19 protein-coding genes are annotated in these 18,657 nt (G+C 66.0%); 18 read left to right on the top strand and 1 reads right to left on the bottom strand.

The features are described 5' to 3' along the window. The first annotated feature begins 8 nt into the window (after positions 1-8). From thrB to ACFWBU_RS11830, 17 genes are all read left to right on the top strand, one after another. Complete coding sequence (gene thrB / locus ACFWBU_RS11910; RefSeq protein ID WP_378528355.1) at positions 9-938, top strand: homoserine kinase; 930 nt, start codon at positions 9-11, stop codon at positions 936-938. 343 nt (positions 939-1,281) lie between these two features. After that, positions 1,282-3,369 carry a transcription termination factor Rho gene (gene rho / locus ACFWBU_RS11905; RefSeq protein WP_378528354.1) on the top strand — a complete coding sequence of 696 codons (2,088 nt, stop codon included), beginning with the start codon at positions 1,282-1,284 and terminating at the stop codon, positions 3,367-3,369. Between the two features lie 119 nt (positions 3,370-3,488). Next, positions 3,489-3,722 carry a 50S ribosomal protein L31 gene (rpmE, locus tag ACFWBU_RS11900; protein ID WP_169622497.1) on the top strand — a complete coding sequence of 78 codons (234 nt, stop codon included), beginning with the start codon at positions 3,489-3,491 and terminating at the stop codon, positions 3,720-3,722. A 171-nt stretch (positions 3,723-3,893) separates the two neighbouring features. Continuing rightward, the gene (gene prfA / locus ACFWBU_RS11895) at positions 3,894-4,973 is read left to right on the top strand and encodes a peptide chain release factor 1 (protein WP_169622498.1); all 1,080 of its coding nucleotides are present in this window, start codon (positions 3,894-3,896) and stop codon (positions 4,971-4,973) included. A gap of 99 nt (positions 4,974-5,072) precedes the next feature. Next, complete coding sequence (gene prmC, locus ACFWBU_RS11890) at positions 5,073-5,993, top strand: peptide chain release factor N(5)-glutamine methyltransferase (protein WP_378528353.1); 921 nt, start codon at positions 5,073-5,075, stop codon at positions 5,991-5,993. Positions 5,994-6,048: 55 nt separating this feature from the next. After that, the gene (locus tag ACFWBU_RS11885; RefSeq protein WP_169622500.1) at positions 6,049-6,711 is read left to right on the top strand and encodes an L-threonylcarbamoyladenylate synthase; all 663 of its coding nucleotides are present in this window, start codon (positions 6,049-6,051) and stop codon (positions 6,709-6,711) included. A gap of 20 nt (positions 6,712-6,731) precedes the next feature. Further along, positions 6,732-7,934, top strand: a complete 1,203-nt coding sequence (locus tag ACFWBU_RS11880; RefSeq protein WP_296550070.1) for a glycosyltransferase family 4 protein — start codon at positions 6,732-6,734, stop codon at positions 7,932-7,934. Between the two features lie 11 nt (positions 7,935-7,945). Beyond that, positions 7,946-8,425 (top strand): hypothetical protein, encoded by a 480-nt coding sequence (locus ACFWBU_RS11875; protein WP_169622502.1) that lies wholly within the window; start codon positions 7,946-7,948, stop codon positions 8,423-8,425. Positions 8,426-8,685: 260 nt separating this feature from the next. Next, the gene (gene atpB, locus ACFWBU_RS11870; RefSeq protein WP_174555795.1) at positions 8,686-9,534 is read left to right on the top strand and encodes a F0F1 ATP synthase subunit A; all 849 of its coding nucleotides are present in this window, start codon (positions 8,686-8,688) and stop codon (positions 9,532-9,534) included. A 92-nt stretch (positions 9,535-9,626) separates the two neighbouring features. Beyond that, a complete protein-coding gene (locus tag ACFWBU_RS11865; RefSeq protein ID WP_072700316.1) occupies positions 9,627-9,878 on the top strand; it encodes an ATP synthase F0 subunit C in 252 nt (83 codons plus the stop codon). Positions 9,879-9,891: 13 nt separating this feature from the next. Next, positions 9,892-10,455, top strand: coding sequence for a F0F1 ATP synthase subunit B (locus ACFWBU_RS11860; RefSeq protein ID WP_169622503.1), 564 nt, complete (start codon positions 9,892-9,894; stop codon positions 10,453-10,455). A 5-nt stretch (positions 10,456-10,460) separates the two neighbouring features. Further along, positions 10,461-11,276 carry a F0F1 ATP synthase subunit delta gene (locus tag ACFWBU_RS11855; RefSeq protein ID WP_169622504.1) on the top strand — a complete coding sequence of 272 codons (816 nt, stop codon included), beginning with the start codon at positions 10,461-10,463 and terminating at the stop codon, positions 11,274-11,276. Positions 11,277-11,336: 60 nt separating this feature from the next. Continuing rightward, complete coding sequence (gene atpA / locus ACFWBU_RS11850; RefSeq protein WP_169622505.1) at positions 11,337-12,980, top strand: F0F1 ATP synthase subunit alpha; 1,644 nt, start codon at positions 11,337-11,339, stop codon at positions 12,978-12,980. A 48-nt stretch (positions 12,981-13,028) separates the two neighbouring features. Beyond that, positions 13,029-14,006, top strand: a complete 978-nt coding sequence (locus ACFWBU_RS11845; RefSeq protein WP_169622506.1) for a F0F1 ATP synthase subunit gamma — start codon at positions 13,029-13,031, stop codon at positions 14,004-14,006. A 6-nt stretch (positions 14,007-14,012) separates the two neighbouring features. Next, entirely contained in the window at positions 14,013-15,461 is a 1,449-nt protein-coding gene (gene atpD, locus ACFWBU_RS11840) for a F0F1 ATP synthase subunit beta (RefSeq protein WP_072700323.1), read from the top strand. A 6-nt stretch (positions 15,462-15,467) separates the two neighbouring features. Further along, positions 15,468-15,833, top strand: a complete 366-nt coding sequence (locus tag ACFWBU_RS11835) for a F0F1 ATP synthase subunit epsilon (protein WP_296550078.1) — start codon at positions 15,468-15,470, stop codon at positions 15,831-15,833. A 55-nt stretch (positions 15,834-15,888) separates the two neighbouring features. Next, positions 15,889-16,311 (top strand): DUF2550 domain-containing protein, encoded by a 423-nt coding sequence (locus tag ACFWBU_RS11830; protein ID WP_169652781.1) that lies wholly within the window; start codon positions 15,889-15,891, stop codon positions 16,309-16,311. A gap of 10 nt (positions 16,312-16,321) precedes the next feature. Here ACFWBU_RS11830 and ACFWBU_RS11825 read toward each other — a convergent pair whose 3' ends face one another. Further along, positions 16,322-16,894: a cob(I)yrinic acid a,c-diamide adenosyltransferase gene (locus ACFWBU_RS11825; RefSeq protein ID WP_169652782.1), complete on the bottom strand. Its 573-nt coding sequence runs from the start codon at positions 16,892-16,894 to the stop codon at positions 16,322-16,324. Positions 16,895-16,951: 57 nt separating this feature from the next. Between ACFWBU_RS11825 and murA the strand changes: the two genes are divergently transcribed. Further along, positions 16,952-18,232: a UDP-N-acetylglucosamine 1-carboxyvinyltransferase gene (gene murA / locus ACFWBU_RS11820; RefSeq protein WP_378528352.1), complete on the top strand. Its 1,281-nt coding sequence runs from the start codon at positions 16,952-16,954 to the stop codon at positions 18,230-18,232. The last annotated feature ends 425 nt before the right edge of the window (positions 18,233-18,657 follow it).

Below are 18,657 nucleotides of genomic sequence, written 5' to 3'. Positions count from 1 at the left end.
ATCAGAACATGACGCAAACGCTGCCCGTAGGAATCTCGGTGACCGCCCGGGTTCCTGCTTCGAGTGCGAACCTGGGGGCCGGGTTCGACTGCCTCGGCCTCGCACTCGGGCTCTACGACGAGATCACCGTGACGACAACCGGTTCCGGTCTCGACGTGCGCGTCGAAGGGGAAGGCGCCCAAGAGGTCCCTTGGGGCCCGTCGCATCTCGTGGTTCGCGCCGTCGAGCGCGGTCTCGAAGCGGCGGGCATCTGGGCCGACGGTCTCGACGTGGTGTGCCGCAATGTGATTCCTCATTCCCGCGGCCTGGGGTCGTCGGCATCGGCTGCGGTCGGCGGACTCGCCGCCGCCAACGGTCTGGTGCGCAAAGTCGCGCCCGAGCGGGTGCTCGACGACGCCCAGCTCGTCCAGCTCGCCTCCGAGTTCGAGGGGCATCCCGACAATGCGTCGGCGAGTGTGCTCGGTGGTGCGGTGGTCTCGTGGAGCGAGGTGGACAGCGGCTGCGAACAACGGCGGTTCCGCGCGGTGTCGCTGAGCGTGCACCCCGGCATCAAGGCCGTCGCCCTGGTGCCGTCGGTTCGCTCGTCGACCGCGCACACGCGCGGGCTGCTGCCTTCGCTCGTCCCGCACCGCGACGCGGCGTTCAACGTGAGCCGCGCTGCCCTGGCGGTGGTCGCCCTGACCGAGCGGCCGGATCTGCTCATGGCGGCCACCGAGGATCTTCTGCACCAAGCCCAGCGCGCTCCCGCCCTGCCGCTGACCACCAAGTGGGTGACCACGCTGCGCGCTGCCGGGATTCCCGCCATGGTCTCGGGTGCCGGCCCCACTGTGCTCGCGCTGACCACAGAGCCGTTCCCCGACGAATTGCGGGCTGCGGCGGAGGCGGACGATCTCACTGTCCTTCCTCTCGATGTGGCCGAGGGAGTGCAGGTCGACTGACGCGGTTCGTGTCACACCGCACACCGCTGTGCGTGCGCGTCGATTCTTGCCCTGCGTCCAGTTCGTCGCTATCCTGTGGGAAGTCCGCACGTCGTGCGTCCGAAGTCGCCGGATTCTCCAGGACACTCACTCCAGCTCCATGGGGCGTCGATCCCGGGTCTATCCTCACCTGCTCCCGATTCAGGGGGAGGGCCAGGCCGCACCCACCGGATCGGTGTGGTGGCGGACGTGCCGACCGTTCGATTCATGAACTCGTACGGCAATCCCAGCTCAGTGCCAGGAACTGATCTGCGGAACGAACCCTCGGCTCTGTGTAGAGCAACGAGGGAAGGAAAGGATCTCCGTGACAGATACGGACCTGATCGCCACATCCGCTCCCGACACCACCGAGTCTGCCGGAGATTCCGCACAGTCTCCGGTTCGCGCCGGTCGGCGCGGCACCGGCCTGTCGGGCATGGTGCTCGCCGAGTTGCGGACTCTCGCCGCCGAACTCGGCATCAAGGGAACCTCGGGTATGCGCAAGGGCGATCTCATCGCTGCGATCAAGGAGCGGCAGGGCGCAGGCGCCAAGCCCGCCCCCGCTGCAGCACAGCCCGCGACCGAGACGCCCGACGAAGCCTCGGCTCGCCCCGCGCGTGCTCGCCGTGCCCGCGCCGCCGCGCAGGATGATGCTGCCGTGACTCCGGTCGCCGGCACCGAGCCTGCGAGCGACAAGCCTGCCGAGACCGGCGCTGTCGCCACCGACACGAAGCCGGAGCGCAACGCCGAGACCGGCGCAGATTCCGAAGGCGAGTCCGACGGACCCCGGCGTGGACGCGGCCGACGCGGCCGCCGTGGCGCGGACCAGACCGACCAGGGTCAGACCGATGCCGGCGCACCGGCGTCCGAAGGCAACGACCGCGACTCTCAGGAGCGCGGCGACGGTCATTCTCGTGAGAAGTCGCAGGACCGCTCCGAGGGTGACGGTGGCAACCGGCGCGACCGCAACCAGGGTGATCGCAACCAGGGTGACCGCAACCAGGGTGATCGCAACCAGGGCGACCGCAACCAAGGCGACCGCAACCGGAACGACCGCCATCAGGACCGTGACCGGAACGATCGTGACCAGGGTGATCGCAGCCAGGGCGACGGCAACAACGGTCCGCGCCAGGACAACCGGGCGGGCGACGACGAGGAAGGCGGCCGCGGCCGTCGTGGGCGTCGCTTCCGCGAGCGCCGTCGCGGACGCGAGCGCGGCGAGGGCGGCGGCAGTGCCGATCGTGAGCCCGAGATCCGCGAGGACGACGTGCTCCAGCCGGTCGCGGGCATCCTCGACGTGCTCGACAACTACGCGTTCGTCCGGACCTCCGGTTACCTGGCCGGCCCCAACGACGTCTACGTGTCGATGAACATGGTGCGGAAGAACGGCCTGCGCCGCGGCGACGCCATCACCGGTGCCGTGCGTGTGCCTCGCGAGGGTGAGCAGGCCGGCAGCCAGCGCCAGAAGTTCAATCCGCTCGTGCGTCTGGACACGGTCAACGGTGGGGACGTCGAGGCGGCCAAGCGCCGTCCCGAGTTCAACAAGCTCACGCCGCTGTACCCGAACGAGCGACTGCGCCTCGAAACGCAGCAGAACATCCTGACCACTCGTGTGATCGACCTGGTCATGCCGATCGGCAAGGGACAGCGCGCGCTCATCGTCTCGCCGCCCAAGGCCGGTAAGACGACGGTCCTGCAGGACATCGCCAACGCGATCGCCGTCAACAACCCCGAGTGCTACCTCATGGTGGTGCTGGTCGACGAGCGTCCCGAAGAGGTCACCGACATGCAGCGTTCGGTGAAGGGCGAGGTCATCTCCTCGACCTTCGACCGTCCGCCGTCAGACCACACGTCCGTGGCCGAACTCGCGATCGAGCGCGCCAAGCGCCTCGTCGAGATGGGACGCGACGTCGTCGTGCTGCTCGACTCGATCACTCGCCTCGGCCGCGCGTACAACAACTCGTCGCCGGCGTCGGGACGCATCCTGTCGGGTGGTGTCGACTCGACCGCGCTGTACCCGCCGAAGCGGTTCCTGGGCGCGGCACGCAACATCGAGAACGGCGGATCGCTCACCATCATCGCCACCGCGATGGTGGAGACCGGCTCCACGGGCGACACTGTGATCTTCGAGGAGTTCAAGGGCACGGGTAACGCCGAGCTCAAGCTCGATCGCAAGATCGCCGAGCGTCGCGTGTTCCCGGCGGTGGACGTCAATCCGTCGGGCACTCGTAAGGACGAGCTCCTCATGAGCCCCGACGAGTTCGCGGTCGTGCACAAGCTGCGCCGCGTGCTCTCCGGCCTGGACTCTCATCAGGCGATCGATGTGCTCATCGATCGGCTCAAGAAGTCCAAGACGAACATCGAGTTCCTGATGACGGTCGCGAAGACCGCCCCGGGAGCTCTGGAAGACTGACATCGGGGCCCGGGAATTTTTCCCGGGGCCAGGTGTTTGGCATAATCGAACGGCTCAGTCCGGCTCCGGTTCACGTCTTCGATCCGCGAAGGCGACCCGGCGGCCACGAAAGGGACACCATGAAGGCAGGAATCCACCCCAACTACGTGGCGACAACCGTCGTCTGCGGTTGCGGCAACACGTTCGAAACGCACAGCACCAAGGAGTCGGGACGGATCACCGTCGAAGTCTGCTCCAAGTGCCACCCGTTCTACACCGGCAAGCAGAAGATCCTCGACACCGGCGGCCGCGTCGCCCGCTTCGAGGCTCGCTACGGCAAGCGTCCTTCCAAGAAGGCCGACGCCGACAGCTAGCTGTCACGCCGACGCCCGGTTCTGTCTTCGTCACAGGCCGGGCGTCGGCTTTTTTGTTCCACCGGTGTACCGGCGCGGCCGGGCACCCCTCGATACACACGCGTCGAGCGCCGCAACACCGAAGCAGGCGCACGGCATCGAAGCACACAGCATCACAGAGCGGAGCGACCCATGGCGGGGCAGACCAAGCCGTCGGCCATCGACGACATCCTGGCCGAATACGCGGGTCTGGAACAGCAATTGTCCGACCCGGCGCTGCACAACGATCCGTCGATTGCGCGCAGGGTAGGAAAGCGGTTCGCCGAGCTCGCCCCGGTCATGGCCACGTACACCAAACTGACCGCCGCACGCGACGACCTCGGAGCCGCTCGCGAACTGGCCGCCGACGACTCCGCCTTCGCCGACGAGGTGAACAAGCTCGAAGAGCAGGTCGCCGAGCTCGACCGCACGCTCACCGATCTCCTCGCGCCCCGCGATCCGCACGACGGGGACGACGTGGTGCTCGAAGTGAAGTCCGGAGAGGGCGGCGAGGAGTCCGCGCTGTTCGCGGCCGATCTCGCCCGCATGTACACCCGCAACGCCGAGAACTCCGGCTGGCGTGTGGAAGTCCTCGGCGCGACCTATTCGGATCTCGGCGGCTACAAGGACGTCACCTTGTCCATCAAGTCGAAGACCGACGTCCGGGACGGCGTATGGTCGCGGCTCAAGTTCGAGGGTGGGGTGCATCGGGTGCAGCGCGTCCCGGTCACCGAATCGCAGGGTCGCGTGCACACCTCCGCGGCCGGCGTCTTCGTCTATCCAGAACCCGACGAGGTGGAAGAGGTGCAGATCGACGAGGGCGATCTGCGCATCGACGTGTACCGCTCGTCCGGCAAGGGTGGGCAGGGCGTCAATACGACCGACTCCGCCGTCCGGATCACCCACCTGCCGACGGGGATCGTCGTCACGTGTCAGAACGAGCGGTCGCAGTTGCAGAACAAGGCCCGTGCGATGCAGGTTCTCGCCGCGCGTCTGCAGGCCGCAGCCGAAGAAGCAGCGGACGCGGAGGCCTCGGCGGGCCGTGCGAGCCAGGTGCGCACCGTCGACCGCTCCGAGCGCATCCGGACCTACAACTACCCCGAGAACCGCATCACCGACCACCGCATCGGCTACAAGGCGCACAATCTCGACGCTGTGCTCGACGGAGACATGGATGCGCTTCTCGACGCGCTCGCGGCCGCCGACCGGCAGGCCCGGCTCGCCGCCGAGTAAGCGCGTGCCCCGCCGCGTCGGTGGCGAGTCCCCTGTGCGAGGTATGCCTGGGGGACCTCGTGGCATCGGAGCGGCCGTGGGCATGGCACGCTGTACTGCGTGAGTCGTCAACCCCTGCGCCTGGCCATCATCGAAGCAGCGTCGGTGCTCGAGGAAGCGGGTGTCGCGAGCCCGCGTGTCGACGCCGAACTGCTTGCCGCGCACCTGCTCGGAATCGAGCGAGGCCGGCTCGGGCTCGTGCCCCTCGTCGATTCGGCCATGATCGAGGCCTACCGCGCGATGGTGGACCAGCGCGCCAAGCGCATTCCCCTCCAATACATCCTCGGCACGTCGCCGATGGGCGAGATCGACCTCGCCGTCGGGCCCGGCGTGTTCGTGCCCCGGCCCGAGACGGAACTGCTTCTCGGTTGGGCGCTGGCATTTCTCGAACGCCACGGACGCCGCAATCCCGTCGTGCTCGATCTGTGTACGGGATCGGGTGCGCTCGCACTCGCTATTGCCCATGCCCGGCCGGATGCCGTCGTGCACGCCGTGGAACTCGAGCCGCGGGCGCTCGCCTGGGCGCGGCAGAACGCCGAGACCCGTGCGAACGACGGCGACATGCCGATCGTGCTGCACCAGGGTGACGTGACCGACCGCACCCTGCTCGCCGCGCTCGAGGGCGCCGTCGACATCGTGGTGTCCAACCCGCCGTACATCCCCGAGGGAACCGCCCTCGAGCCCGAAGTCGCCGAGCACGACCCGCATTCTGCGTTGTTCGGCGGCCCGGACGGACTGTCCGTCATCAAACCGATGATCTCGAACATCGCGCGCTGGTTGCGAATCGGGGGAGCGGCGGCGGTGGAACACGACGACACCAACGGCATGCTCGTCGCCGAGCTGTTCGCGCAGCGCCGCGTCTTCGACGACGTCGTCGAGCATTACGACCTGGCGGGCAAGCCCCGATTCGTGGTCGCGCACCGGGTGCCGACCGACGTCGAAGCGAGTCGTGCGGCAGTCCGTTCCTCGGCTGGTGGTTAGCCCGGGCGCCGAGCCCCGCGACGGAATACTCGAGCGCTAGTGGAAGGATGAGTGCGTGAGCACCGTGTACGACTGCAACAAACCAGATTCGCGCGCCGCAGGATTGAACGCGGCGCGGGGCGCGCTCAAGGCAGGACGCCTCGTCGTCGTGCCCACCGACACGGTGTACGGCCTCGCAGCCGACGCATTCGACAGTTCCGCTGTCTCCGCGCTGCTGAGGGCGAAGGGACGCGGACGGGACATGCCGGTGCCCATCCTCGTCGGATCGTGGACGACGATCGACGGCCTCGTCAGCACCGTGCGCCCCGAAGCGCGCGAACTCATCCGTGCGTTCTGGCCCGGCGGCCTCAGCCTGGTGGTGCATCAGGCACCGTCGCTCGCGTGGGATCTCGGCGACACCCGCGGAACGGTGATGCTGCGCATGCCCCTGCACCCGGTGATCCTCGAGTTGCTGCGCGAGGTCGGACCGCTCGCAGTGTCGAGCGCCAACATTTCCGGTCGCCCGCCCGCCACCGACGCCGGTCAGGCGCGTGAACAGCTCGGGGAATCCGTCGGGGTGTATCTCGACGGTGGACCGGCCGAACACGGCGTCGCGTCGACGATCGTCGATCTCACCGGTGACCGCCCCCGGATCCTGCGCGAAGGCGCGGTGTCGGCCGAGGACGTCGCCGAGGTTCTCGGCGATGATCCCGAACGCCTGCGCTCCGGCGGGGAGTAGCGGGCGGAGGAACGGAGCACGTGACTTCAGCCGACTCGGTCGTACTGCTCGCGCAAGCGGGACGTGGCGCGGGCGTACCCATCAGGGAACTGCTTCTGGTGCTTCTCACCTCTGCGGTGGTGACCTTTCTCGCCACCGGAGTGGTCCGGATCCTGGCGATCAAGTTCGGTGCGGTGGCGATCCCTCGCGATCGTGACGTGCACGTCACTCCGACGCCGCGTCTGGGCGGGGTCGGGATGTACATCGGACTCGTGGCGGGCATCGTCTTCGCGCAGCATCTGCCGGCGCTGACCAGAGGTTTCGAGTACACCACCGAGATGGGTGCCGCGCTGGTGGCGGCGTCGATCATCGTGCTCGTGGGCATCATCGACGACCGGTGGGGACTCGACGCCCTCACCAAGTTCGTGGGGCAGGTGACCGCTGCCGGGGTGCTGGTGGTGATGGGCGTGAGCTGGATCGTGATCTACGACCCCTTCAGCGGTTCCACGCTCGTGCTCGACCAGCTGCAAGGGGGACTCATCACGGTCGCGGTGGCCGCCGTGATGATCAACGCGATGAACTTCGTCGACGGCCTCGACGGTCTCGCGGCCGGTCTCGGACTGATCGCCGCGGTCGCGATCTGTGTGTTCTCGGTGGGACTGCTGCTCGATCAGGGCGGAGACGTCTCGGCGTATCCGCCGGCGCTGATCGCGGCCGCGCTGGCGGGGGCGTGCCTGGGGTTCCTGCCGTTCAATTTCCAGCCCGCGAAGATCTTCATGGGGGACTCGGGCTCGATGTTGATCGGCCTGATGCTCGCGGCCATCTCGACCAGCGCGTCGGGCCGAATTCCCCTCAGTGCCTATGGTTCCCGCGACCTTCTCGGTCTCCTGTCGCCGCTCATCCTGATCGGCGCTGTCATGTTCATCCCGATTCTCGACCTCCTCCTCGCGATCGTCCGGCGCACGCGCGCCGGCGTGAGCCCGTTCAGCCCGGACAAGATGCACCTGCATCACCGGCTGTTGCAGATCGGCCATTCGCACCGGCGTGTGGTGCTGCTCCTCTACTTGTGGGTCGGTGTCCTGGCCTTCGGAGCCGTGGGTTCGTCGCTGCTCGACCGCAGGGTGGTCGTGCTGATGACCGCCGCCGGCCTGTTGTTCGCGCTCGTGGTGACCGCCGTCCCATCGCTGCGTCATCACGACGGTGACGGGGATGCACCGCCGAAGCGCTTCCGCCGGGTCCGTTAGGCTCGATTACTGTGACCTCCCCGGATCTTCCCGAACCCGAACACTCCCTGCCCACCCTGCCCGACGCGTCGGCACCCATGCGCGCGGCCGTCCGGTACGGCGTACTCGGACTGCTCGCGCTGGCCGTCGTGGCGTCGATCGTGTCCGTGCTCGTCGCGGGAACGCCCGGCCTGTGGGGAGCGCTGATCGGTGCGGCCGTCGGCGGCGGGTTCATCCTGTTCACCGCGCTCGGTGTGCTGCTGACCGCGAAACTCCCGGCGATGACCGCGGGCGCGGTACTGCTCGGAACGTGGCTACTCAAGCTGATCCTCGCCATCGTGGTGATGGCGACGCTCGATCCGCTGGACTTCTACAACCGGAACGCGCTCGTCCTGACGATCGTGCTGGCGCTGGTGATCGTGCTCGGTGCGGAAACGTACGGCGTGGTGTCCCAGCGCGCGCTCTACGTCGATCCGGAGCCGTCGGCCGGCAGCGGAAACGACGATCAGTAGTAGATACGTGTGTCAATTACCCGCGGGTAGGGTACCCACCTACGCCCTGTCGTAGAGCAGTTGGTAGTGTGGTTTTCACGAAGGTGACACTGCACGCGAGGGCCCTGGGCCGAGCACGCGGTTGTGACTTCATAGGCGGTCGTGTTCAATGACCGCCGAGTCGACGAGAGTCGCCGACACCGGCAGGACGCGGAACCGCTTCGGCGGTTCGGAACACTGGCGAATACGCGAGCCGACCTGGTCGACTTGTTGGATCGTCAATGTCCGATCGAACCGCAGACGGCAATGCCTGCGGCCGACTACGGGAGAGAGCGCTGAGCGTCACCACCTTGGCAGCCGGAGAATTCCACGCGCCGTCACTTGCTGATTTTTTCCCACCGCCAATCCTCTTCGAGGGCACCCCCTTCGAGATGGATCGACTGATGCTTATCCGCGTCGTCGTTGCACTGCTCGTCGCAGTCTTCTTCTTCTTCGCCATGCGGAGTCCGAAGATCGTGCCGCGAGGCGTGCAGAACGTCGCCGAGATCATGCTCGACTTTGTTCGTATCCACATTGCCGAGGACATCCTCGGCAAAGAGCAGGGGCGCCGGTTCCTGCCGGTGATCGTCACCATCTTCTTCTTGGTGGTCGGGCTCAACCTGACCTCGATCATCCCCTTCCTCAACATCTCGTCGAATGCGCGAATCGGCATGCCGATCGTCCTTGCTGCGCTCGCCTACATCGTCTTCAACTACGTAGGCATCAAGAAGTACGGATTCTTCCGCTACGTCAAGAGCAGCATCGTCATTCCGAACCTGCCGCCGGCTCTTCACCTTCTGGTGATCCCGATCGAGTTCGTCTCGACATTCCTGCTGCGGCCGTTCACCCTCACCATTCGTCTCATGGCGAACATGCTGGCCGGACATATCATGCTGGTGCTGTTCTTCAGCGCCACGCAGTTCTTCTTCTTCGACTCCGACGGCATCATGAGGTTCTTCGGTATCGGTTCGCTCATCGGCGGAGTCGCGTTCACCTTCTTCGAGCTTCTGGTGATCGTCCTGCAGGCCTACATTTTCGCGCTGCTCACAGCGGTGTACATCGATCTGGCGCTGCACGCCGAAGAGCATTAGCTCCCCGAACTGCACGACCTACATCTCTACACACAGACTGACTCGGTCGCCGATCCCCGGGGCCGGGCCACAAGAAAGGGAATGGAACACCAATGAGCGTTGCGCTTCAGGCAGCAGACGTCCTCGCCCAGTCGGAGACCACCATCAGTGGACTCGGTGCGGTCGGCTACGGCCTCGCTGCGATCGGCCCCGGCATCGGCATCGGCATCGTCGTCGGTAAGGCGATCGAGGGCATGGCTCGTCAGCCCGAGATGGCCGGTCAGCTGCGTACCACCATGTTCCTCGGTATCGCATTCACCGAGGCACTGGCGCTGATCGGTATCGTCGCCGGCTTCATCTTCTGATTCGACGACAACCATGGCTGACAGCATCCTGATTCTCGCGGCAGCGGAGGGGGAGACACCCAATCCCCTGCTGCCCGCGACATACGACATCGTTTGGTCGCTCGTCGCCCTGATCATCGTCGGCATCGTCTTCTGGAAGTTCGTACTTCCGATGTTCCAGAAGGTTCTCGACGAGCGTTCGGAGCTGATCGAAGGCGGCATCAAGAAGGCAGAGGAAGCTCAGGCAGAGGCTGCGGCCGCGCTCGAGCAGTATCGTGCCCAGCTCGCCGAAGCCCGTACCGAGGCGGCGCAGATCCGTGAAGAGGCCCGTACGCAGGGCCAGCAGATCATCGCCGACATGAAGGCACAGGCTCAGGAAGAGAGCGACCGCATCGTCGCTGCAGGTCACAACCAGCTGCAGGCCCAGCGCCAGCAGATCGTGGCCGAACTGCGCACCGATCTCGGACGTAGCTCGGTGGATCTCGCCGAGAAGATCATCGGCGAGACACTCGCCGACGATGTGAAGCGTGCCGGCTCGATCGATCGATTCCTCGACGAACTCGACTCCCTCAGCGCTGACTCTGCATCCGGAAAGTGAGCACCATGTACGCAGCAAGCCGTGAGGCACTCGCTCATACGCGTTCCGCGTTGCAGTCCGCCCTGGGCTCGGGTGCCGCGACTGCCGCTGCGGCTCAGGCCGGTTCCGAACTGTTCTCGGTGGTCGAGGCGCTCGACAACCAGCGGGCTCTCCGGAGCGCGCTGGCAGACGCCTCGGCCCCGGTCGCCGTTCGGGTGACGCTGGCCGAGCAGGTCTTCGGGGGGAAGGTTTCGGCCTCGACCCTCGCGACCGTCAAAGCCGCGGCGGGGCAGGACTGGTCGGCACAGTCCGACCTGACCAACTCTCTCGTCCAGCTCGGTCGTGAGGCGTTGCTGAAGGCGGCAGCGGAGCAGAACCAGCTCGACACCGTCGAGGACGAGCTTTTCCGCCTCGGACGCATCGTGGCCGGTAACCCGGACCTCGAGCGGACACTTTCCGACCGCAGCACCACGGTTACGGCCAAGCGGGAGCTGCTGTCGCGTCTGCTCTACGGCAAGGTGACCGCGATCACCGAAGCGTTGGCGGTTCATGCCGTCGGTCGGCTCCGCAAGCCGCCGGCCGAGACGCTCGACGAACTGTCGGCGCTCGCCGCAACACAGCGCGATCGTGCCGTTGCGCACGTCCGAAGCGCGGCACCCCTCGATGCGACGCAGGAAGAGCGGCTCGCCGCTACCCTGGGCCGTATCTACGGGAAGCCTGTGACGGTGCACGTCGAGGTCGATCCCGAGCTTCTCAGTGGATTGGTCGTCCGGGTGGGCGACGAGGTCATCGACGGCAGTGCTGCGGGTCGACTCGCGGCAGTGCGCAAGAGCCTCACGTAGTCCACTTCCGAACACACACATAGATCTTTCCGAAGACCTGATACCGAGAGCAGGAAGAACATGGCGGAGCTGACGATCTCCTCCGACGAGATCCGTAGCGCGATTGACAATTACACCGCGAGCTACTCCCCGGAGGCCTCCCGCGAAGAGGTCGGCGTGGTCGTCGACACCAGTGACGGCATCGCGCACATCAGCGGCCTCCCGTCGGCGATGTCCAACGAGCTGCTGGAATTCCCCGGCGGCGTTCTGGGCGTGGCCCTCAACCTCGAAGCCACCGAAATCGGTGCCGTGATCCTGGGCGACTTCCAGTCCATCCAGGAAGGCCAGGAAGTAAAGCGGACCGGCGACGTTCTGTCCGTCCCGGTCAGCGACAACTTCCTCGGACGCGTCGTGAACCCGCTCGGTCAGCCGATCGACGGCCTCGGCGACATCGAAGCCGACGAGACCCGTGCGCTCGAGCTGCAGGCCGCTTCCGTGCTGGAGCGCCAGCCGGTCGAGGAGCCGCTCCAGACGGGCATCAAGGCCATCGACGCGATGACCCCGATCGGGCGTGGCCAGCGCCAGCTCGTGATCGGCGACCGCAAGACCGGCAAGACCGCGGTCTGCATCGACGCGATCCTGAACCAGAAGGCCAACTGGGAGTCCGGCGACGCGTCGAAGCAGGTGCGCTGCATCTACGTCGCGATCGGCCAGAAGGGCTCCACCATCGCGGGCGTCAAGCAGGCCCTCGAGGAGAACGGCGCGATGGAGTACACCACCATCGTCGCAGCTCCGGCCTCCGACTCCGCCGGCTTCAAGTGGCTCGCCCCGTACACCGGTTCGGCCCTCGGCCAGCACTGGATGTACCAGGGCAAGCACGTCCTCATCGTGTTCGACGACCTGACCAAGCAGGCCGAGGCATACCGTGCCATCTCGCTGCTGCTGCGTCGCCCGCCGGGACGTGAGGCATACCCCGGTGACGTCTTCTACCTGCACTCGCGTCTGCTGGAGCGTTCGGCCAAGCTGTCCGACGCGCTCGGTGGCGGCTCGCTGACGGCACTGCCGATCATCGAGACCAAGGCGAACGACGTCTCGGCCTACATCCCGACCAACGTCATCTCCATCACCGACGGTCAGGTCTTCCTCGAGTCGGACCTCTTCAACAAGGGCGTCCGTCCCGCGATCAACGTCGGTATCTCGGTCTCCCGAGTCGGTGGCGCCGCGCAGACCAAGGGCATGAAGAAGGTCTCCGGCTCCCTGCGTCTGGAACTTGCTCAGTACCGCGAGCTCGAGGCATTCGCGACCTTCGCTTCCGATCTCGATGCCGCATCGAAGGCGCAGCTCGAGCGCGGACAGCGGCTCGTCGAGCTCCTCAAGCAGGATCAGTACTCGCCGATCGCCGTCGAGGACCAGATCATCTCGATCTACCTTGCCGGTGAGGGTGTCTTCGACTCCGTTCCCGTCGGCGACGTCCGTCGTTTCGAGACCGAGCTTCTCGAGGATCTGCATCGCAACGCTTCGGGCGTCTACGAGCAGATCGCCGGTGGCAAGGCCCTGACCGACGAGTCGATCGAGGCACTGACCGCCGCGACCGCCAAGTTCAAGGAGGGCTTCCTCGCCTCCGACGGCAGCCGCGTCGTGAACGAGGCCGAAGCAGAGGCTCTCGGCGCCGACGAAGTGGCGCAGGAGCAGGTCTCCGTCAAGCGCACCTCCGTTCGCAAGTGAACGGGGCGGCCATGACCCAGCGTCCAGTGAAGGGAGTGTGATCGACGAATGGCGAACTTGCGTGAGCTGCGCTCGCGGATCAAGTCGGTCAACTCGACCAAGAAGATCACCAAGGCGCAGGAACTGATCGCGACGTCGCGCATCACGAAGGCTCAGGCCCGAGTGGCGGCATCGAAGCCCTACGCCGAGGAGATCACCAAGGTCCTCTCGGAGTTGGCCAGCGCGTCCTCGTCGCTGGATCACCCCCTGCTCAACGAGCGCGAGAACCCGAAGCGTGCGGCAGTGCTGGTTGTGACCAGCGACCGCGGTATGGCCGGTGGTTACAACTCCAACGTCTTGAAGGAGGCGGAGGAGCTGCGCCAGCTGCTCGTCAGCGAGGGCAAAGAGCCTGTGCTGTACGTGCTGGGCGGTAAGGGCCTGTCGTTCTACACCTTCCGTGAGCGTCCCGTCGCGGGTGCCTGGACAGGCTTCTCGCAGGAACCCCGTTACACGGATGCTGCGAAGGCGAGCCGGCACCTGGTCGAGCTGTTCATGGCCGGATCCGGTTCCGAGGTGCCTGCACCCAACGGCGAAGGCACCATCGAGGGCGTCGACGAGCTGCACATCGTCTACACCCGGTTCGTGTCCATGCTGACCCAGATCCCCGAGGTGCGTCGTATGGCGCCGCTCGAGGTGAGTGTCACCGAGGACGAGATCGAACTGGGTTCGGACATGCTGAGCGACGGTCATCGTGTATCCGAGGGACCCACGGCCGACTACAACTTCGAGCCCGAGGCGTCGACGCTTCTGTCCGCGCTTCTGCCGAAGTACGTCAGCACGCGAATCTTCGCGTCGCTGCTGGAGGCCGCAGCCTCCGAGTCGGCTGCCCGTCGTACCGCGATGAAGGCCGCGACGGACAATGCCACGGATCTGGTGAACACCCTCAGCCGTCAGGCGAATCAGGCCCGCCAGGCCCAGATCACCCAGGAAATCAGCGAGATCGTCGGCGGTGCCGGTGCGCTCGCCTCGAGTGCAGGAAGTGACTGAACCACAATGACCGCAGCAGTTACCGACAAAAACGCCGGTGCGGCGTCGGCCCTTGCCGGGCGCGTCGTCCGCGTCATCGGCGCCGTCGTCGACGTGGAGTTCCCGCGTGGCGCCGTACCCGAACTGTTCAACGCCCTGCACGCAGAGGTCACTCTGCCGTCCGTGGCGAAGACCCTGACCCTCGAGGTCGCGCAGCACCTGGGTGACAACCTGGTCCGCACGATCTCGATGCAGCCCACCGACGGTCTGGTGCGCGGCACCTCCGTCACCGACACCGGTCGCCCGATCTCCGTGCCGGTCGGCGATGTCGTGAAGGGCCACGTCTTCAACGCCCTGGGCGACTGCCTCGATGCACCCGGAACGGGTCGCGACGGCGAGCAGTGGGGCATCCACCGCAAGCCCCCGGCCTTCGACCAGCTCGAGGGAAAGACCGAAATCCTCGAGACCGGCATCAAGGTCATCGACCTGCTCACCCCGTACGTCAAGGGCGGCAAGATCGGTCTGTTCGGTGGTGCCGGTGTCGGCAAGACCGTTCTGATCCAGGAGATGATCACCCGTATCGCGCGTGAGTTCTCCGGGACGTCGGTGTTCGCCGGCGTCGGCGAGCGCACCCGTGAGGGCACCGACCTCCACCTCGAGATGGAAGAGATGGGCGTCCTCCAGGACACCGCCCTTGTCTTCGGCCAGATGGACGAGCCGCCGGGCACGCGTATGCGCGTCGCCCTGTCCGCACTGACCATGGCGGAGTACTTCCGCGATGTGCAGGGCCAGGACGTGCTGCTCTTCATCGACAACATCTTCCGGTTCACCCAGGCCGGTTCCGAGGTGTCGACCCTTCTCGGTCGTATGCCTTCGGCCGTGGGTTACCAGCCGACGCTGGCCGACGAGATGGGTGAGCTCCAGGAGCGCATCACCTCGACGCGTGGTCGCTCGATCACCTCGCTGCAGGCGATCTATGTTCCCGCCGACGACTACACCGACCCGGCGCCGGCCACCACGTTCGCGCACCTCGATGCGACCACCGAGCTCTCGCGTCCGATTTCGCAGATGGGTATCTACCCCGCTGTGGACCCGCTGACGTCGACCTCGCGCATCCTCGAGCCCGGCATCGTCGGCGCGGATCACTTCCGTGTCGCCAACGAGGTCAAGCGGATCCTTCAGAAGTACAAGGAACTGCAGGACATCATCGCCATCCTCGGTATGGACGAGCTTTCCGAAGAGGACAAGGTCACGGTCAACCGTGCCCGTCGTCTCCAGAAGTTCCTCGGCCAGAACTTCATCGTTGCCGAGAAGTTCACGGGTCAGCCCGGTTCGGTCGTGCCGCTCAGCGACACGATCGAGGCGTTCGACCGCGTCTGCAAGGGCGAGTTCGACCACCTTCCGGAGCAGGCCTTCAACAGCTGCGGTGGACTCGACGATGTCGAGGCCGCGGCCAAGAAGATCTCCGGGAAGTAGGCCGGCGTGGCTGAGATGCGCGTAGACATCGTTGCCGTCGAGGAACGTGTCTGGTCGGGAGAGGCGACTCTCGTCACCGCCCAGACCACCGAAGGCGAAATCGGCGTCATGCCCGGACACGAGCCGGTCCTCGGCCAGCTCGTCGAGGGCGGTGTCGTGTCGGTCAAGACCGCCGACGGGGAGCGTATCGTCATGGCAGTCGACGGCGGATTCCTCTCGGTGACCGCCACGACCGTGACGGTTCTTGCCGAAGCGGCCGTTCTTGCCGAAGACATCGACGTCGAGGCAGCGAAGTCGACCCTGGCCGAAAGTCAGGACGAGGCGGCAGTCGCAGCGGCCAAGGGCCGCCTGCGGGCCGTCGAACGGGCCTGATCGTCGGATACACAACGAAGAGCCGCGACGGAGCCGACAAGCAGTGTCACTCGGAATGATTGTTCTCATCATCCTTGTGGTGCTGCTTGCGGTTGCCGTCGCGGCTCTCGTTTATCGTGCCTTCTCCCTTCGGGGAGGGGGCACTGCTGCGATTCTGCGGGTTCTCCCGCGCAGTGACTGCGCCGGATGGCGCCACGGGATCATCCGCTACGGCGACGAGACGCTCGCCTTCTACAAGCTCTCGAGTCTGCGTCCCGGGCCGGATACGCGGATTTCCCGCCAGGGCATCGAGGTGCGTTCGCGCCGGTACGCCACTGCAGCGGAGACGGACATCATGACCGAGGACATCGTGATCCTCGAGATCGTCGACGGCGACGGATCCTACGAGATCGCTCTGGACAGCGGCGCGAAGACGGCGTTCCTGTCCTGGGTGGAGTCCAGGCCGTCGGGACGCTCGCAGCGCCGCCGTCCCTACTAGATCGACCTACCTACGCGCCCGCTCCGGGCTTCCACAGGACGTCGCCCTCCGGATTGGTGACCCTGCTGAGGATGAACAACAGATCCGACAGACGGTTGAGGTACTTCGCCGGCAAGACTGTCGTGGTCTCGGGTGCGGCGTCCACCGCAGCCCATGCCGAACGTTCCGCCCGGCGCGCCACCGTGCGAGCGGTGTGCAGGAGCGCCGCGGCCGGGGTTCCGCCCGGAAGAATGAACGAATCGAGCGGTCCCAGCTCTTCGTTGAATTCGTCGCACCACGCCTCGAGCCGGTCGATGTACGGCTCGGTGATGCGCAGTGGCGGGTACTTCGGGTTCTCCGCGATCGGCGTCGACAGGTCGGCGCCCGCATCGAACAGGTCGTTCTGGATCTGCTGCAGCACGGGAACGAGCCGCTCGGGGACGGAACCGAGTGCGAGCACTACCCCGATCGCCGCGTTCGTCTCGTCGCAATCGGCGTAGGCGATCAATCGCGGGTCGTTCTTCGATACCCGGGAAAAATCACTGAGGCCCGTCGTACCGTCGTCTCCGGTACGGGTATAGATCCTGGTGAGATGCACTGCCATGGCCGCCACGGTACCGGTTCCGCTGTAGAGACAGACACGACGTTAGGCTGTGTCGCTGTGAGTGAACGCTTTCTTGTCACCGGGGGAAACCGGCTCGTTGGTGATGTCGTCGTCGGTGGTGCCAAGAACAGCGTGCTCAAGCTGATGGCTGCCGCGCTTCTCGTCGAGGGCACCACGACGATTACGAACTGTCCAGACATCCTCGACGTGCCCTTGATGGCGGAGGTCCTGCGGGGTCTCGGCTGCGAGGTCGAACTCGACGGTGACGAAGTACGGATCACGACCCCCGCGCAGCCGTCGTACCACGCGGACTTCGCTGCGGTGAAGCAGTTCCGTGCCTCCGTATGTGTCCTCGGACCCTTGGTCGCGAGATGCCGCCGCGCGGTGGTCGCCCTGCCGGGCGGAGACGCGATCGGCTCCCGCCCTCTCGACATGCACCAGTCCGGTCTCCGTCTGCTGGGGGCGCACAGCACCATCGAGCACGGCTGCGTCGTTGCCGAGGCGGACGAACTGCACGGCGCGACGATCCGGCTGGCCTTCCCGTCGGTGGGTGCCACCGAGAACATCCTCATGGCTGCTGTCCTCGCAAAGGGCGACACCACTATCGACAATGCCGCGCGTGAACCGGAGATCGTGGACCTGTGCACCATGCTCGTCCAGATGGGCGCCCGGATCACGGGCGCCGGGAGCACGACTCTTCGGATCTCCGGCGTTCCTGCGCTCTCGCCCACGAGTCATCGCTGCATCGGTGACCGCATCGTGGCGGCGACGTGGGGGATCGCGGCGGCGATGACGCGCGGGGATCTGACCGTGCGCGGAGTCAATCCCAAGCACCTCGCGCTCGTGCTCGACAAGCTGCGGGGAGCCGGCGCCGAAGTGGCTCCGCTCGTGGACGGGTTCCGCGTGGTCCAGAGGGAGCGTCCGCGGGCGGTCAACTTCGCGACACTTCCGTACCCCGGTTTCCCTACCGATCTTCAGCCGATGGCCATCGGGCTCGCGGCGGTGGCGGACGGCACGTCGATGATCACCGAAAACGTCTTCGAGGCGCGGTTCCGCTTCGTGGAGGAGATGGTGCGTCTGGGCGCCGACGCGCGGACGGACGGACACCATGCGGTGATCCGCGGCGTGGAGGAACTGTCGAGTGCTCCGGTATGGGCGTCGGATATCCGTGCAGGGGCCGGACTGGTGCTTGCCGGGCTGTGCGCAGACGGGGTGACCGAAGTGCACGACGTCTACCACATCGATCGCGGCTACCCGAGGTTCGTGGAAATCATCCAGGAGCTGGGCGGCAACATCGAGCGGGTCGGGGCCGGCGAGCCCACTCTCCTGCGCGGATGAGGCCCGGCGTGGCATGTGTGCGGCGTCACGATTGAAGATCCCGGTGCGCGGGGTAGACGCTAGGCCCGCTCACCTGGGGTTTCCTTCCCTGAATGGCTGCTGACCAGGGGATTTGCAGGGCAGTTCATCGTCGCGTAACTTAGTCCAAGTCAGAGCGACACGGACACCGACCCGGACCTGAGGGACTGGGGCAACGAGGTTGGACGAAGGCGCCTGCACGTTTACACGACACACAATCTTCTGGTAAGGTTGGTGTTCGCCCCAGGGAGCCGATGAGGAACCCGGTGGGACAACAAACCCCGGATCGAACAAGTTGAGAAACTTGCGAGTGATGGTGTGTGCGTGTTCTTTGAGAACTCAACAGTGTGCCGATGAATGTCAGTGCCAATTATTTGGTGCGATCATCCGCTTTTGTGGATGGTCAA

Origin of the sequence: Rhodococcus sp. NPDC060084 (genome assembly GCF_042730335.1) — a bacterium.
In the GTDB taxonomy this organism is placed as follows: domain Bacteria; phylum Actinomycetota; class Actinomycetes; order Mycobacteriales; family Mycobacteriaceae; genus Rhodococcus.
Note: the sequence above shows the minus strand (reverse complement) of the source record. Positions and strands in the feature narration are given on the sequence as shown.

Bases quoted from the DNA above. Each gene is read 5' to 3' on its own strand.
- thrB (WP_378528355.1), top strand. From the start codon at position 9: ATGACGCAAACGCTGCCCGTAGGAATCTCGGTGACCGCCCGGGTTCCT.
- rpmE (WP_169622497.1), top strand. From the start codon at position 3,489: ATGAAGGCAGGAATCCACCCCAACTACGTGGCGACAACCGTCGTCTGC.
- prfA (WP_169622498.1), top strand. From the start codon at position 3,894: ATGGCGGGGCAGACCAAGCCGTCGGCCATCGACGACATCCTGGCCGAA.
- atpB (WP_174555795.1), top strand. From the start codon at position 8,686: ATGTCCGATCGAACCGCAGACGGCAATGCCTGCGGCCGACTACGGGAG.
- ACFWBU_RS11865 (WP_072700316.1), top strand. From the start codon at position 9,627: ATGAGCGTTGCGCTTCAGGCAGCAGACGTCCTCGCCCAGTCGGAGACC.
- ACFWBU_RS11860 (WP_169622503.1), top strand. From the start codon at position 9,892: ATGGCTGACAGCATCCTGATTCTCGCGGCAGCGGAGGGGGAGACACCC.
- ACFWBU_RS11855 (WP_169622504.1), top strand. From the start codon at position 10,461: ATGTACGCAGCAAGCCGTGAGGCACTCGCTCATACGCGTTCCGCGTTG.
- atpA (WP_169622505.1), top strand. From the start codon at position 11,337: ATGGCGGAGCTGACGATCTCCTCCGACGAGATCCGTAGCGCGATTGAC.
- ACFWBU_RS11845 (WP_169622506.1), top strand. From the start codon at position 13,029: ATGGCGAACTTGCGTGAGCTGCGCTCGCGGATCAAGTCGGTCAACTCG.
- atpD (WP_072700323.1), top strand. From the start codon at position 14,013: ATGACCGCAGCAGTTACCGACAAAAACGCCGGTGCGGCGTCGGCCCTT.
- ACFWBU_RS11830 (WP_169652781.1), top strand. From the start codon at position 15,889: ATGATTGTTCTCATCATCCTTGTGGTGCTGCTTGCGGTTGCCGTCGCG.
- ACFWBU_RS11825 (WP_169652782.1), bottom strand. From the start codon at position 16,894: ATGGCAGTGCATCTCACCAGGATCTATACCCGTACCGGAGACGACGGT.